Source organism: Streptomyces zinciresistens K42 (genome assembly GCF_000225525.1).
Lineage (GTDB): Bacteria > Actinomycetota > Actinomycetes > Streptomycetales > Streptomycetaceae > Streptomyces > Streptomyces zinciresistens.
Genome location: NZ_AGBF01000177.1, coordinates 1 through 14,253, shown reverse-complemented (window position 1 = coordinate 14,253; position 14,253 = coordinate 1). Strand labels below are relative to the sequence as shown.

The following is a 14,253-nucleotide window of genomic DNA, read 5'->3' as shown; positions in this document are numbered from 1 at the left end:
GCCCTCGCGCGCGGTGGCCGTGGCACCCCGGCCGCGGCACCCCGGCCGCGACACCACCCTGACGGTCCGCCACCGCGACGGCGCCCGCCCGCGCCCGAGGGCGGTCCCGGGCAGCGTCACCTGGCAGGCCACCGACCACCCGCCGCCGACCACCCGCCGGCCTTCCGCCGCCGGTCACCCGCCGCCGGTCACCCCCGGTCACCCGCCGTCCGCCCGTGGCTCACCCCCGTCCACTCCCGCGCCCCCCGCCGATGTGGGCCGATCGGCTCGCGTCGGGCCGACCGGGCGGGCAGGATGCTGACCGTAGGCTCTTCTCTCGTCCAGGGAGGCCCGGATGACCGGCACCGCACCCGCGCCCTTCGCCGCGGACGACTACCGGGCCCGCAGGGAGCGCGCCGCCCTGGCGGCCGCCGGCGCGGGGCTCGCCGGGCTGCTGGTGGCACCCGGGCCCGACATGGTCTGGCTCACCGGCTACGCCCCCACCGCCGAGACCGAGCGGCTCACCCTGCTGGTCCTCACCCCCGGCGGCGCTCCCGTGCTCGTCGTCCCCGCGCTGGAGGCCCCGGACGCCGCGCGGGCCGCCGGGGCGCCCGGCCTCACCGTGCGCGACTGGACCGACGGCACGGACCCCTACGCGGCCACCGCAGCCCTCCTCGACCCGGACGGCCGGTTCGGCATCAGCGACAACGCCTGGTCGATGCACCTCCTCGCCCTCCAGAAGGCGCTGCCCGGCACCGCGTACGCCTCCCTCACCGACGCCCTGCCGATGCTCCGGGCCGTCAAGGACCCCGCCGAGGTGGCGCTGCTGGCGGCGGCGGGCGCCGCGGCGGACGCGGCCTTCGAGGAGATCCGCACCGTGCGCTTCGGCGGCCGCCGCGAGTCCGAGGTCGCCGCCGACCTCGCCGCACTGCTGCGCCGCTTCGGCCACTCCCAGGTCGACTTCACCATCGTCGCCTCCGGCCCGAACGGCGCCAACCCGCACCACGAGGTCGGCGACCGGCTCATCCAGCCCGGCGACATGGTCGTCCTGGACTTCGGCGGGCTGCGCGACGGCTACGGCTCCGACACCTCACGCACCGTCCACGTCGGCGAGCCCACCGACGAGGAGCGCCGCGTCCACGACCTGGTGCGCGAGGCCCAGGAGGCGGGCTTTCGCGCCGTACGGCCGGGCGCCGCCTGCCAGGAGGTCGACCGGGCCGCCCGCGCGGTGATCACGGCCGCCGGGTACGGCGAGCACTTCATCCACCGCACCGGACACGGCATCGGCGTCACCACCCACGAGCCGCCGTACATGATCGAGGGCGAGGAGCGGCCCATGGTCCCCGGCATGTGCTTCTCCGTGGAGCCCGGCGTCTACCTGCCCGGCCGGTTCGGCGTGCGCATCGAGGACATCGTGACCGTCACCGGGGACGGCGGCCGGCGGTTGAACGACACGACGCGCGAGCTGGTCGTGGTCGACTGACGCGCCGCCCGCCCCGAGCAAGGAGCCCCCGTAGACCCCCGAGCGACAACGGCGCGACCATGACCCGACCACCCACACCCACCGCGGACACCGTCCGCCGACTGGTCCGTACCCTGCTCAAGGACGGCGCGGCCGACGCGTCCGGCCCCGAGGTGCGGCCCGCCGCCCCCGGCGCCGACCCGGTCACCTGGCTGGTCGGCGGCCGCCATGTGCTGCGCCTGGCCCGCGACCGCGACGCGGCGGCCCGCCAGCGCCGCGAACTGCGCCTGCGCGACCTCGTACGGACCCACGTCCCCGTCGCGGTGCCGGTGAGCGTCGCCCAGGGGGAGTGGGCGCCCGGCCTGGCCTACACCCTGGACACCCGGGTGCCCGGGGCGTCCGGCGCGGAGCACGACGTCTCCGCCGTCGGTGAGGCCGACCTCGCCGGCCTGCTCACGGGGCTGCGCGAGGTCCCCGCGCGGCAGGCCGAGACGCTCGGGGTGCCGCGCGCCGCCCCGCGCTCCCTGGAGGCCCTGCGCGCCGCCGCGGAACCCGCCGCGGAGCGGCTCGCCGGGGCCGACGAGTTCGACGCCGCCCGGCTGCGCCAGCTCACCCGGGCCGCCGCCGTCCAGCTCGCCGCCCAGTCCGCGCCCCCCGTCCTGGTCCACCACGCCCTCACCGGCGGCCACCTCGTCGTGAGCGCCGACGGACGGGTCCGCGCGGTCCTCGGCTGGGCCGGCACCGTCCTCGGCGACCCCGCCGAGGACATCGCGGGGCTCGCCCTCGCCGTGGGCTCCCCGGCCGCCGTCCGCGCCGCCACCCTCGCCGGCTACGGCGCCCGCCCCTGCCTGCGCGGACTGTGGCTCGCCCGCTGCGACGCCGTCCTCCAGCTCGCCGCCCGCCTCGACGGCACGGGCACGGCACCGCTGCCCCGGCTCAGGACCCGGCTGCGGCACGCCTGGGAGGCGATCCTGCTGGAGCGGGTGACGGAACTCCGAGCGGAGGCCGGGGAGGACGGCGAGCGGCGCGCGTGAGGCGTCCCGTCTCCGGGCCCGCGGTCTTCGGCTCGTGGTACCGGCGAGCGGCGCGCGTGAGGCGTCCTCTCACGTCATGCCTGCAGCAGCACCACGCCCGACTCCCCGGGCACGTGCAGCACCCCGTCCGCGCCCGGCGCCCGCACCGGCTCCCACGCCGCCAGCACCTCCGCCGCGCGCGACCCCAGCGGGATCGCCGCGGGCCGCGCGGAGAGGTTCACGGCGACCCGTACGTCGCCGCGGCGGAAGGCGAGCCAGCGCTCCCCCTCGTCGTGGGCGACCTTGGTGTCCGCGAGATCGGGATCGGTGAGGTCGGGGTGCTCGTGGCGGAGCGCGATGAGCCGGCGGTACCAGGCGAGCACGCGCGCGTGGGGCTCGCGGCCGGGCTCCGACCAGTCCAGGCAGGAGCGCTCCCGGGTCGCCGGGTCCTGCGGGTCGGGCACCTCCTCCTCCGCCCAGCCGTGCGCCGCGAACTCCCGCCGCCGCCCGCGCCGTACCGCCTCGGCCAGCTCCGGGTCGGTGTGGTCGGTGAAGAACTGCCAGGGCGTGCCCGCCGCCCACTCCTCGCCCATGAACAGCATCGGGGTGAACGGCGCGGTGAGCGTGAGCGTGGCCGCGCAGGCCAGCAGGCCGGGGGAGAGGACGGCGGCGAGCCGGTCGCCCTGGGCGCGGTTGCCGATCTGGTCGTGGGTCTGGCTGTAGCCCAGCAGGCGGTGCGCCGCCACGCGGTTGCGGTCCAGCGGGCGGCCGTGCCGCCGCCCGCGGAAGGCGGAGTACGTGCCGTCGTGGAAGTAGCCGCCGGTCAGGGTCTTGGCCAGGCCCGCCAGCGGAGCCCGCGCGAAGTCCGCGTAGTAGCCCTGCGACTCGCCGGTCAGCGCCACGCGCAGGGTGTGGTGGAAGTCGTCGTTCCACTGCGCGTCCAGGCCGAGGCCGCCCTCCGCGCGCGCGGAGATCAGACGCGGGTCGTTCAGGTCCGACTCCGCGATCAGCGACAGCGGCCGGCCCAATTCGGCAGAGAGCGCGTCCACGGCCGTGGACAGCTCCTCCAGGAAGTGGCACGCGCGCGTGTCCCGCAGCGCGTGCACCGCGTCCAGCCGCAGCCCGTCGAGCCGGTAGTCGCGCAGCCAGGCCAGCGCGCTCTGCACGAGGTAGTCCCGCACCTCGTCGGAGCCGGGCGCGTCCAGGTTGACGGCGGCGCCCCAGGGCGTCTGGTGCCGGTCGGTGAGATACGGGCCGAAGGCCGGCAGGTGGTTGCCCGAGGGCCCGAAGTGGTTGTGCACCACGTCCAGGACCACGGCCAGGCCCAGCCCGTGCGCCCGGTCGACGAAGCGCTTGAGCGCCCCGGGCCCGCCGTACGGCTCGTGCACGGCCCACGGGGAGACCCCCTCGTACCCCCAGCCGTGGCGGCCGGGGAAGGGGCTCAGGGGCATCAACTCGACGTGTGTGACCCCCAGTTCCGCCAGGTGCCCGAGCCGGCCCGCGGCCGCGTCCAGGGTGCCTTCACGGGTGTACGTGCCCACGTGCAGCTCGTACACCACCGCTCCGGGCAGTGCCCTGCCCGCCCACGGCGCACGCCACTGGTGGCGCCCGTGGTCGACGACCGCGCTCAGCCCGTCCGGCCCGTCCGGCTGCCGTCGCGAGCGCGGGTCCGGCAGCACGGGGCCGTCGTCCAGCGCGTAGCCGTACCGGCTGCCGTCGCGCGCCCCGGCCTCCCCCCGCCACCATCCCGCGCGATCGGGATCGCGCTCCAACGCGCGCGTGACGCCGTCGCAATGGAGCGTCACACGGTCGGCCTGTGGTGCCCACACCTCGAACTGCACGGACGGTACCCCTTCGTCTGCTCACCGTGATGTAGCCCGTCCATGGTGCGCCACACGCGATCAATGCGCCTCCGCGTGTGCGCTTTTGCGGCAGGTGTCGCGCCCGGATCCCGCCGGCTCGCGCGCCCGGATCCCGCCGGCTCGCGCGCCCGGATCCCGCCGGCTCGCGCGCGGAGCGGCCGTTTCCCCGTCTTCTGGACACCCGGGGTCCGCTGACCGACAATCAGCACCGTGACGTCGTCCTTCGAGTTCAACACGTACCCCGCGCGGCTGTCCGACGTGGAGCGCGACAAGGCGCTGAAGGTGCTCCGTGACGGCGTCGCCATGGGCCGGCTCTCGCACGACACGTTCGTACGGCGCATGGAGCTGGCCCTCTCCGCCCGCCGCGCGGACGAGCTCGCCGTGCTCACCGCCGACCTGCCCTCCGAGAGCCGGCTCTCGCGCGTGGTGTTCGGCACGGTGGAGGCGGTCTCGGGCTTCACGGTACGGCTGCGCAGGGCCTGGCAGTCCGAGCGGCTGCCCAAGCTGCTGCTGCCGCATCCCGACGGCGGCAGGCCGCTGCGCATCGGGCGCGACCCGGCCAACGGGCTGCGGCTGACCCACGAGACGGTGTCCCGGGCGCACGCCGAACTCACCCGCCAGGGCGGTCTGTGGATCCTGCGCGACCTCGGCTCCACCAACGGCACGACGGTCAACGGCCGCCGTGTCGTCGGCGCGGTCGTGGTCCGCGAGGGCGACCAGGTCGGTTTCGGCCACATGTCGTTCCGCCTCTCCGTGAACTGAGTCACGCGCGCGGGGCCGCCCCCGCCACGGCGGACCCACCCCGCGTCGGGGCGCCGTACCCGCCGGAGGTGACTCAAGTCGCTTTGCCTCGCGCAGTGTTGACGTACCCACCAACTCGTGACTGACTGTGCGTACACCCTGCACACCAGGTGAAGCGACGGCATCGCGAAACGTGGAGGTGTGCCCTGCCGCCCCTCCCGCGCTACCCGACCGTCGACGAGCTGGGCGCACGGGCGAGCGCGCTCGTCGCCCGCAACCCCCGGCAGGCGCGGCTGCGCCGCGTGGGCACCTCCCGGGCCGGCACCCCCCTGTGGCTGCTGTCCGTCGGCCACGGCAGCCGCCAGGCCCTGGTCGTGGCGGGCCCGCACGCCAACGAGCCGGTGGGCGGCGCCACCGTCCTGCGGCTCGCCGAACGCGTCCTCGCCGACCCCCGTCTGCACGAGGGCGCCGACGCCACCTGGAACCTGCTGCTCTGCCTCGATCCGGACGGCCTGCGCCGCAACGAGGGCTGGCTGCAGGGCCCGTACACCCTCGGCGGCTACTTCCGGCGCTTCTTCCGGCCGGGCTTCCTGGAGCAGCCCGAGTGGCTGCCGGACGGCGCGGACGCCGTCACCCTGCCCGAGACCCGTGCCCTGCTCGACCTCCAGGACGAGCTGCGGCCCTTCCTCCAGTGCTCCCTGCACGGCGTCGACGTCGGCGGCGGCTTCGTCGAGCTCACCCACGACCTGCCCGGTCTCGACCGCCGTGTCGCACAGGCCGCGGCCCGCCTCGGCATCCCGCGCGAACTCGGCCCCTACGACACCCTGTACTGGCCCGAGCTGGGCCCCGCCGTCTACCGGATACCCCGGCCGCGCCGCGGCGACCTCGCCGCCGCCATCACCGAGGCGGCCGTGGAGTCCACGTGGTTCCACCCGCACCGGCACGGCACGGTCACGGCCGTCGTCGAGGCCCCCATGTGGGGCGTGGCGGCGGTGGAGGACGGCGCCCGGCACGCCGATGAGGAAACGGTCCTGCGCCGGGTGAGCCACACCCTGCGCCACGACACCCGGGTCCTCGCACGACTGCTGGCACGCCTGCGCCCGCACCTGCCCCCGGGACGCGACACGGCCCGGCTGCTCGCCCCGGTCGACGACTACTTACTGGTCTGCCCCGGCCTCGCCGACACCTGGGACCCCGACGTCCCGGACCCGGTCGGCGCGCACCCCCTGCCCCCGCTCAGCACCGCCCATCTGGCGGCCCTGCGCATCGCCGCGCGGCGCCTGGCCCTGCGCACGGCGGGCCTGCTGCACCAGCTCGTGACGGCCGCCGGACGCGACCCGGCCGGGGTGCTGGCCGAGCTGGACCGGCGGCTGGACGAGTGGTGCGAGGACTACCGCGACGGCTGCGGGACGCGCTGGATACCGGTCGCGCGCCAGGTGGAGTACCAGGCGCGGGTGGTGCTGGCCGCGTTCGACCTCGCCGGGCGCCCCGCGCCCGCCTGCTCCCGTTCGGGTGAGCCGGGGTGGAACGCGGGGGCCGCCGTGCCGATGCACCGGGAATGACGCGAAGCATCACAGCGGTACGAGGCGGCCTCCTCGCGGCGACCGCCGCCCTGTTCCTCGGCACGGCCGCGCCCCCGGCGGCGGCCCACGACTCCGGCAACTGGCTCTTCGTCACGGTCACCCAGGGCGACGGCCGCAGCGCCGAGCCCCCGGGCCGGCTGCTGCGCTGCGACCCGCCCCAGGGCCACGCCAAGGCGGCGCAGGCGTGCGCGCAGCTCACCGAGGCGGGCGGCGACATCCGCCGGCTGCCGCGCGAGGACGCCTACTGCCCGATGGTCTACGCCCCGGTGACCGCCCACGCGCGCGGCGAGTGGAACGGCCGCCCCGTCGAGTACCGGGAGACCTTCGCCAACGGCTGCGGGATGGCGGCCCGGACGGGGTCGGTGTTCGCCGTGGACGGCTGACGGCTCCGGTGCCCTCCCCGCGTTCCCGGTCTCGCGGCGGCCCGCGCGCGGGCGGACGCCCGGGAACGGGCCGCCACCGGACAAGCCCGCGCGCGGGGCCGCCGCTCGTCGAAGCGGTCGCGGGGCCGGTTCGCCAGTGCGCCCGGCCGTGCGCGGGGTCGCCCGGACCTCGGTCATGAGGTGCCGGTCGACGTTGCGGTGCCCGGCCACGCGCGCGGGGCCGCCCGTGGCGCTGTTGGAGGCGGCGTGCCGGACGCCCCCACGCGCGCGGGGGGTCCGCGGGACACCAGCCGACACCGAGGCACCGTGCCCCGGGACGCCCCCACGCGCGCGGGGGTCGCGGGCGCGGTGCCCAGGCCGTCGCGGAGTTGGTGCGGGCGCCCCCGCGCGCGAGGGTGGCGAGGACGCCGCCTGCCGCACGGAGGGCGCCCCCACGCGCGCGCAGGGTCCCGCGAAGCGGACCCGACGCCCCACGACTCCGCAGACGGGCGCCCCCACGCGCGCGAGGGGTCCGCTCGTGCGCACCGCCTCGTGGCGTACGACGACGTGGGCGCCCGCCACGCGCGCGGGGTCCGCTGAACCGGTCAGTGCTTCCAACCTGCGCCGCTACTGCGCCCTCCACCCGCGCGGGGTCCGCCGCTCCTCGATCCTCCGCTCAGCGAGCCGCGCGTGCCGGACGCCCCACGCGCGCCGGGTCCGCTCACGCGGGTCTGCCGCGCGCGTGCAGGGCCGCCGCCACCACCGTGCGGGACTGGTGCTCGACCTGGTCCTCCAACGGCACCCAGCGGGCCCGGAAGCGCTCGGCGAAGGACTCGCTCCACCGCGCCACGAGGTCCTCGAGCCGCTGCGCCCCGCGGTCGTCGGTCTCCCGCAGCACCCGCAGCAGCATCGCCGCCGCCCGCAGCGGCAGCCGCCGCCCGAACGCGTCCACACTGCCCACGTACGCCCTGCTGTCGTCCGCGGGCGGCGTGCCGGCCCAGTCGGCGGCCAGTCCGGGCACCAGGTCCAGCGCCCAGCGCGCGGCCCGCAGCAGGGGCCCGTCGGCGCCGTCCAGCCGGGGCAGCGCCTCGGTGAGCACCCGCTCCACCTCCCGCCCGTCCCTCAGCAGCCGGGTGCCCAGCCACCGCATCGCCCCGGCCGGGTCCGGATGCGGCAGGGGATCGTCCACCAGGTCGCTGGCCCACATGGGCACCTCGACGACCGCCGTCAGCCCGCCGTAGCGGTGCGCGTGGTACCAGGTACTGCTGCGCGCGTCGTCCGGCATGCTCGGGTACGCCGCTCCCGCGCCCGGTGCGGGCATCACATGCACGCCGGGTCCCGACGCCGGCCAGCCGGCGGCGTCCGAGGCGCCGGTCTCCACCGGGATGCGCAGCTCCGCCGCCGACTTCGCGAACGGCTCCGCGAGACCGGGGACGTCCTTCGTCAGCTGCACCCAGCTGCCGCCCAGGTCCGTGCCGTGCAGCGTGACCTGGAGGTAGGGCCGCAGTTCGTCGATGACCCGGGTCAGGGCGCGGGTCTCCGGCGGGAGCCGGCCGGGCGGCAGCATGGCCGGTGCCCACTCGGGCTGCTCCGAGGCGGCGGGCCGGAAGAAGCCGCGGTGGTAGTCGAACAGGCTCCGCGGGGCCGGGGTGACGTGCAGGCTCGCCCCGTCGGGGTCGGCGCACAGCAGGAAGTGCCAGGAGACGTCCCGGCGCAGCTCCCGCTCGCCCAGGACACGTTCGGCGACCGCGAGGAGGGCGGGCCCGCCCGCCGGCTCGTTGGCGTGCGCGCCCGCCACGACCAGGACGGCGGGCCGGGTCCGGCCGACGGACAGCAGGTGCAGCGGCCTTCCGGCCCGGGAGACCCCCACCTGCCGCAGGCCGCACAGACCGGGCCGGTGAGCGGCCAGCGCGCGTGCGGCCAGCAGCAGTTCGGCAGGCGTGGGATAGCGCAGCACCGGCAGGAGACCCACCCCCCGTCACCTCCGCCCCGCTTCGCAATTCGCAGTACCCCACGGACTCGTCGGGGTGTCAAGGATTCGGCGGGGGAGGCTCCCGGGGGCGCCCGGGAGCATGCGGTGCCGGGGGCGCGGAGCCCCGTCCCGGCCGGCACACCGGGGGCGGGCGGCACGGCCGCCCCACCACCCCTCACCCCGCCCCCGGCCCCTCCACCCTTTCCAGCAGCGCCACCGGAGCACTCGTGAACAGGTCCTCCACGCGCGCGTGGCCGCTGAAACCGCGTTCCGGAGCCAGCACGTCCGCCCAGCGGCCGGGCGGCAGCGGCAGGCGGGTGCCCCGCCAGCCGCCGGACTCGGCGAGCCGGAGCGACAGCCGTGTCACAGCCGTGATCACCGCACCCGAGCGGGCGAACGCCAGGCAGTGCGCGGCGGCCGGGCCCTCGGCGGCCAGCGGGGTGTACGTCGCCGAGCCGCCGAACGCCTCCGGCCGCCGCCCGCGCAGCCGCAGCGCCGCCGCCGTCAGCGCCCCCTTCTCACCCGGGTCCGCGGGCGGGAACGCCACCGCGCGCCGGTTGTCCGGGTCCACCAGCGTCCGGGACTCGCCCTCGGTGCCCTGGTAGACGTCCGGCACCCCCGGCATCGTCAGCTGGGTCAGCGCCATGCCCAGCACGTTCGCCCGGATGTGCGGCTCCAGCCCCGCCCGGAAGGCCGCCACGCGCCCGCCCGGCGCCCCGCACGGCCCCGCCGCGACGAACGCCTCCACGGCCTCCTCGTACGGCGGCTCCTGCTCCGTCCAGCTCGTGTACAGCCCGGCCTCGCGCACATGCTTCAGCAGGGCCCGGCCCACCCGCTCCCGCGACGCCTCGCCGAGCCCGAAGACCGTCTGCCACGCCGCCCACGCCAGCTGCCCGTCCGGTACGCCCGCTCCGGTGTGCGTCACCTCCGTCAGCAGGTCCGCCCAGCGCCGCGGGCACTCCGTGAGGACCGTCAGCGCCGCCCGCACGTCAGCGCTGCGCTTGGTGTCGTGCGTCGAGACGACCGTCCCGGTCGCCGGCCAGTCGCGCTGCACGCGCGCGCAGTACGCGTGGAACTCCCCGGCCGTGACCGCGGGGCGCCCCGGATCGCCGCCCACCTCGGTCGCCGACAGCAGCGGCACATAGCGGTAGAACGCCGTGTCCTCCACGGACTTGGCCCGCAGCGCCGACGCGGTCTGCGCGAACCGCGTCCGCAGCTCGTCGTGGTCGGGCCCGTCACCGGCCCGCCCCAGCACCAGATCGCGCACGGCGTCGACCGCGCGGGCCTCCTCCGGCAGGACGAAGGCGAGCCGGGCCTCGGCCGCGGCCTCCTCGGTGACCACCAGGGAGGCGTCCCCGGAGGCGTACGGCCGGTAGACCTCCAGGCGGACGAGGAGTTCCTGAAGGGCGGTGCGCAGCGCCCAGGGCGCCCGGTCGCGCAGCGCGGGCTCCGCGGACGTGGCGCACACCCGGCCCGCCACGCGCGTGAGGCGGTCCATCTCCGTCGCCAGCTCGTGCGTGAGCACCTTGTACGCCGCCCTGCGCACCGTCGCGTCCCAGTCGCCGCCCCGGTCGCTCTGCGGAGCCGCGAACCGCCGGTACTGGCCGACGAGTTCCCCGTACCCCTCGGGGTCGGCGAACACCCCGTCGACGTGCCGCAGGGCGTCGTAGCCGGTGGTGCCCGCGACGGGCCAGGACGCCGGCAGGTGCTCCCCGTCGGCGAGGATCTTCTCCACGACGGTCCAGCGGCCGCCGGTCGCCTCGTTCAGCCGTGTGAGGTACCCCTCGGGGTCGGCGAGGCCGTCGGGGTGGTCGACGCGCAGCCCGTCGATCACCCCCTCGTGCAGCAGCCGGAGGATCTTGGCGTGGGTCGCCTCGAACACCTCCGGGTCCTCGACGCGCAGCCCGATCAGCTCCGAGATGCTGAAGAACCGCCGGTAGTTCAGCTCCGTGCGGGCCAGCCGCCACCACGCCGGGCGGTACCACTGGGCGTCCAGGAGCTCCGGCAGGGGCAGGTCCGCGGTGCCCTCGCGGACCGGGAACACGTGGTCGTGGTAGCGCAGCACGTCGCCGTCCACCTCCAGGCGTGCCAGCTCCTCGCCCAGCGGGCCGCCCAGCACGGGCAGCAGCACCTGCCCGCCGAGCGCCTGCCAGTCGATGTCGAACCAGCGCGCGTACGGCGACGCGGGCCCGTCGCGCAGCACCTCCCACAGGGCGCGGTTGTGGCGCGGGGACATCGCCATGTGGTTCGGCACGATGTCCACGACCAGTCCGAGGCCGTGCTCGCGCGCGGTGCGCGCGAGGGCGCGCAGCCCGTCCTCGCCGCCCAGCTCCTCGCGCACGCGCGCGTGGTCGACGACGTCGTAGCCGTGCCCCGATCCCGGAACCGCCTCCAGGACGGGGGACAGGTGCAGATGGGAGACGCCGAGCGAGGCCAGGTACGGCACGGCGGCCGCGGCTGCGGAGAACGGGAAGGAGGGCTGCAGCTGAAGCCGGTAGGTCGCGGTCGGCACCGTCGGGTCGGGTCGCTCAGGTGTCATGGAAACCTACGTACCCGCCCAGCGGCCCTTCGTGTCATCCTCCCCGCCACGTGGACCCACGCGCGCGCCCCGTGACCCGGGCGCGGACGGCAGGCGACGCCCCCGGTGACGCCCGTTGACGCCCCGGCTGCGTGACCGCGCGCCGAGGCGTCACCCGGGACCGCCGATCCGGTCTACACCGGCCGCTGGAGCACCGTCAGGCTGTGGTCCACCAGCGTCAGCCGCTCCCCGGCCTGCACCTTCACCCCGGCTCCCGGGGGCACGCCGTCCGCGCGCGCGGTGTCGACGACGACCTCCCACTGACGGCCGTGGTCGGCCGGGACGACGAAGTCCAGCGTCTTCGGCGAGGCGTTGAACATCAGCAGGAACGAGTCGTCGGTGATGCGCTCCCCGCGCGCGCCCGGCTCGGAGATCGCGTTGCCGTTGAGGAACACCGACAGCGCCGACGCCTGCGCCCGGTCCCAGTCCCGCTGCGTCATCTCCTTGCCCTGCGGGGTGAACCAGGCGATGTCCGACAGGTCGTCGTGGGTGCCCTCCACGGGGCGGCCGTGGAAGAAGCGCCGCCTGCGGAAGACCGGGTGGTCCCGCCGCAGCCACACCATCGCCCGCGCGAAGGCGGCCATCTCGCGCCGCATCCGGCCCGCGGCGCCGCCGCCGTCCCCGTCCCCCGTCCCGTCCCCGTCTCCCGCGCGGTCCCCCGCCCCGTCCGGCCACGCGACCCACGCCAGCTCGCTGTCCTGGCAGTAGGCGTTGTTGTTGCCGCGCTGGGTGCGCGCGAACTCGTCGCCATGGCTGATCATCGGCACGCCCTGGGACAGCATCAGCGTGGCGATGAAGTTGCGCATCTGACGGGTCCGCAGCTCCAGGACGCGCGGGTCGTCCGTCTCGCCCTCGGCACCGCAGTTCCAGGACCGGTTGTGGCTCTCGCCGTCGCGGTTGTCCTCGCCGTTGGCCTCGTTGTGCTTGTCGTTGTACGCGACCAGGTCGTGCAGGGTGAAGCCGTCGTGGCAGGTCACGAAGTTGATGGAGGCCAGCGGCCGCCGCCCGTCGTCCTGGTAGAGGTCCGAGGAGCCCGTCAGCCGGGAGGCGAACTCCGCCAGCGCGCGCGGCTCGCCCCGCCACAGGTCCCGTACCGTGTCGCGGTACTTGCCGTTCCACTCGGTCCACAGTGGCGGGAAGTTGCCCACCTGGTAGCCGCCCTCGCCCACGTCCCACGGCTCGGCGATCAGCTTCACCTGGGAGACCACCGGGTCCTGCTGCACCAGGTCGAAGAACGACGACAGCCGGTCCACCTCGTGGAACTGGCGGGCCAGGGTCGCCGCCAGGTCGAAGCGGAAGCCGTCGACATGCATCTCGGTGACCCAGTACCGCAGCGAGTCCATGATCAGCTGGAGGACGTGCGGGGACCGCATGAGCAGCGAGTTCCCGGTCCCGGTGGTGTCCATGTAGTAGCGCGGATCGTCGGTGAGCCGGTAGTACTGCGGGTTGTCCAGGCCACGGAAGGACAGCGTGGGGCCCAGGTGGTTGCCCTCGGCCGTGTGGTTGTACACCACGTCGAGGATGACCTCTATGCCGGCCTCGTGCAGCGCCCGCACCGCCGACTTGAACTCCAGGACCTGCTGGCCGCGGTCGCCCCAGGAGGCGTAGGTGTTGTGCGGGGCGAAGAAGCCGATCGTGTTGTAGCCCCAGTAGTTGTTCAGGCCCATGTCGACCAGGCGGTGGTCGTTGACGAACTGGTGCACCGGCATCAGCTCCAGCGCCGTCACCCCCAGCCCGGTGAGATGGTCGATGACCGCCGGGTGCGCGAGCGCCGCGTAGGTGCCGCGCAGCTCCTCGGGCAGCCCCGGGTGACGCATCGTCAGGCCCTTGACGTGCGCCTCGTAGATCACCGTGTGGTGGTACTCGGTGCGCGGGCGCCGGTCGTCTCCCCAGTCGAAGTAGGGATTGACCACGACCGACGACATCATGTGCGGCGCCGAGTCGAGGTCGTTGCGCCGGTCGGGTTCGCCGAAGTGGTAGCCGTAGACCTCCTCGCCCCAGCGGACCGAGCCGCTGACCGCCTTCGCGTACGGGTCGAGCAGCAGCTTCGCCGAGTTGCAGCGCTGCCCGCGCTCCGGGGCGTACGGGCCGTGCACCCGGAACCCGTACCGCTGCCCCGGCATGACGCCCGGCAGGTAGGCGTGCCGTACGAAGGCGTCGCTCTCCCGCAGTTCCACCGCCGTCTCCGAGCCGTCGTCGTGCAGCAGACACAGCTCTACTCGGTCCGCGGCCTCCGTGAAGACCGCGAAGTTGGTGCCGGCGCCGTCGTAGGTGGCACCGAGTGGATATGCCTCTCCAGGCCAGACCTGCATGAGCACGACTCTTTCAGCTCGGGCGCGCCACCGGGTGCGCTCTGACGTCGAGTCTCCCCGAAAGTGAGGGAACCTCCCATGACTTGCGCCCCTCGCGCACGGCGACCGGTGCCCGCGCGGCCCGCCGTGTCCCGTGGGGCCGGCACACACTCCCGGAGGCTCCGGGGACTCGGGGGAGCAGCGGGAGCGGGGGCGCGATGTACGCGAACCGGCGCACCGCCGTCCGGGCGTACCGGTGGCGGGGGCGCGGCGGTCGCGGTGACCGGGGCCGCCGTGACGGCCCGGAGCACCCTGCCGGGCACGACGGGGGGCGAGGACGGTCCGACGGGGGCGGCGGCGGTCCGGGGGCCGTGGGCGGGACCGGCGCCGGACCCGCCGGGGACCGCCCC

9 protein-coding genes are annotated in these 14,253 nt (G+C 75.8%); 5 read left to right on the top strand and 4 right to left on the bottom strand.

Going from position 1 to position 14,253, the window contains the following annotated elements; translation table 11 throughout:
• Window positions 1-334: 334 nt before the first annotated feature.
• Both SZN_RS29765 and SZN_RS29760 read left to right on the top strand, forming a co-directional pair.
• Entirely contained in the window at window positions 335-1,462 is a 1,128-nt protein-coding gene (locus SZN_RS29765; protein ID WP_007502269.1) for an aminopeptidase P family protein, read from the top strand.
• Between the two features lie 59 nt (window positions 1,463-1,521).
• On the top strand, window positions 1,522-2,475 hold the full coding sequence (locus SZN_RS29760; RefSeq protein ID WP_007502268.1) for an aminoglycoside phosphotransferase family protein: 954 nt from the start codon (window positions 1,522-1,524) through the stop codon (window positions 2,473-2,475).
• 74 nt (window positions 2,476-2,549) lie between these two features.
• Here SZN_RS29760 and treZ read toward each other — a convergent pair whose 3' ends face one another.
• Window positions 2,550-4,295, bottom strand: a complete 1,746-nt coding sequence (treZ, locus tag SZN_RS29755) for a malto-oligosyltrehalose trehalohydrolase (protein ID WP_007502267.1) — start codon at window positions 4,293-4,295, stop codon at window positions 2,550-2,552.
• 231 nt (window positions 4,296-4,526) lie between these two features.
• Between treZ and SZN_RS29750 the strand changes: the two genes are divergently transcribed.
• From SZN_RS29750 to SZN_RS29740, 3 genes are all read left to right on the top strand, one after another.
• A complete protein-coding gene (locus SZN_RS29750; protein WP_007502266.1) occupies window positions 4,527-5,078 on the top strand; it encodes a DUF1707 and FHA domain-containing protein in 552 nt (183 codons plus the stop codon).
• Between the two features lie 149 nt (window positions 5,079-5,227).
• Complete coding sequence (locus SZN_RS29745; protein ID WP_007502265.1) at window positions 5,228-6,619, top strand: M14 family zinc carboxypeptidase; 1,392 nt, start codon at window positions 5,228-5,230, stop codon at window positions 6,617-6,619.
• Entirely contained in the window at window positions 6,616-7,023 is a 408-nt protein-coding gene (locus SZN_RS29740; protein ID WP_007502264.1) for an SSI family serine proteinase inhibitor, read from the top strand. Before SZN_RS29745 ends, SZN_RS29740 begins: the two co-directional genes overlap by 4 nt.
• 700 nt (window positions 7,024-7,723) lie before the next feature.
• Here the strand turns inward: SZN_RS29740 and SZN_RS29735 are convergent.
• From SZN_RS29735 to glgX, 3 genes are all read right to left on the bottom strand, one after another.
• Complete coding sequence (locus tag SZN_RS29735) at window positions 7,724-8,974, bottom strand: M14 family zinc carboxypeptidase (RefSeq protein ID WP_007502263.1); 1,251 nt, start codon at window positions 8,972-8,974, stop codon at window positions 7,724-7,726.
• 175 nt (window positions 8,975-9,149) lie between these two features.
• The gene (gene treY / locus SZN_RS29730; RefSeq protein WP_043733892.1) at window positions 9,150-11,513 is read right to left on the bottom strand and encodes a malto-oligosyltrehalose synthase; all 2,364 of its coding nucleotides are present in this window, start codon (window positions 11,511-11,513) and stop codon (window positions 9,150-9,152) included.
• Between the two features lie 173 nt (window positions 11,514-11,686).
• Window positions 11,687-13,864: a glycogen debranching protein GlgX gene (gene glgX, locus SZN_RS29725; protein WP_007502260.1), complete on the bottom strand. Its 2,178-nt coding sequence runs from the start codon at window positions 13,862-13,864 to the stop codon at window positions 11,687-11,689.
• Window positions 13,865-14,253 lie beyond the last annotated feature (389 nt).

What these genes read in the sequence shown, in the direction of transcription:
- SZN_RS29765 (WP_007502269.1), top strand. Translation starts at nt 335, where the DNA reads ATGACCGGCACCGCACCCGCGCCCTTCGCCGCGGACGACTACCGGGCC.
- SZN_RS29760 (WP_007502268.1), top strand. Translation starts at nt 1,522, where the DNA reads ATGACCCGACCACCCACACCCACCGCGGACACCGTCCGCCGACTGGTC.
- SZN_RS29740 (WP_007502264.1), top strand. Translation starts at nt 6,616, where the DNA reads ATGACGCGAAGCATCACAGCGGTACGAGGCGGCCTCCTCGCGGCGACC.
- treY (WP_043733892.1), bottom strand. Translation starts at nt 11,513, where the DNA reads ATGACACCTGAGCGACCCGACCCGACGGTGCCGACCGCGACCTACCGG.
- glgX (WP_007502260.1), bottom strand. Translation starts at nt 13,864, where the DNA reads ATGCAGGTCTGGCCTGGAGAGGCATATCCACTCGGTGCCACCTACGAC.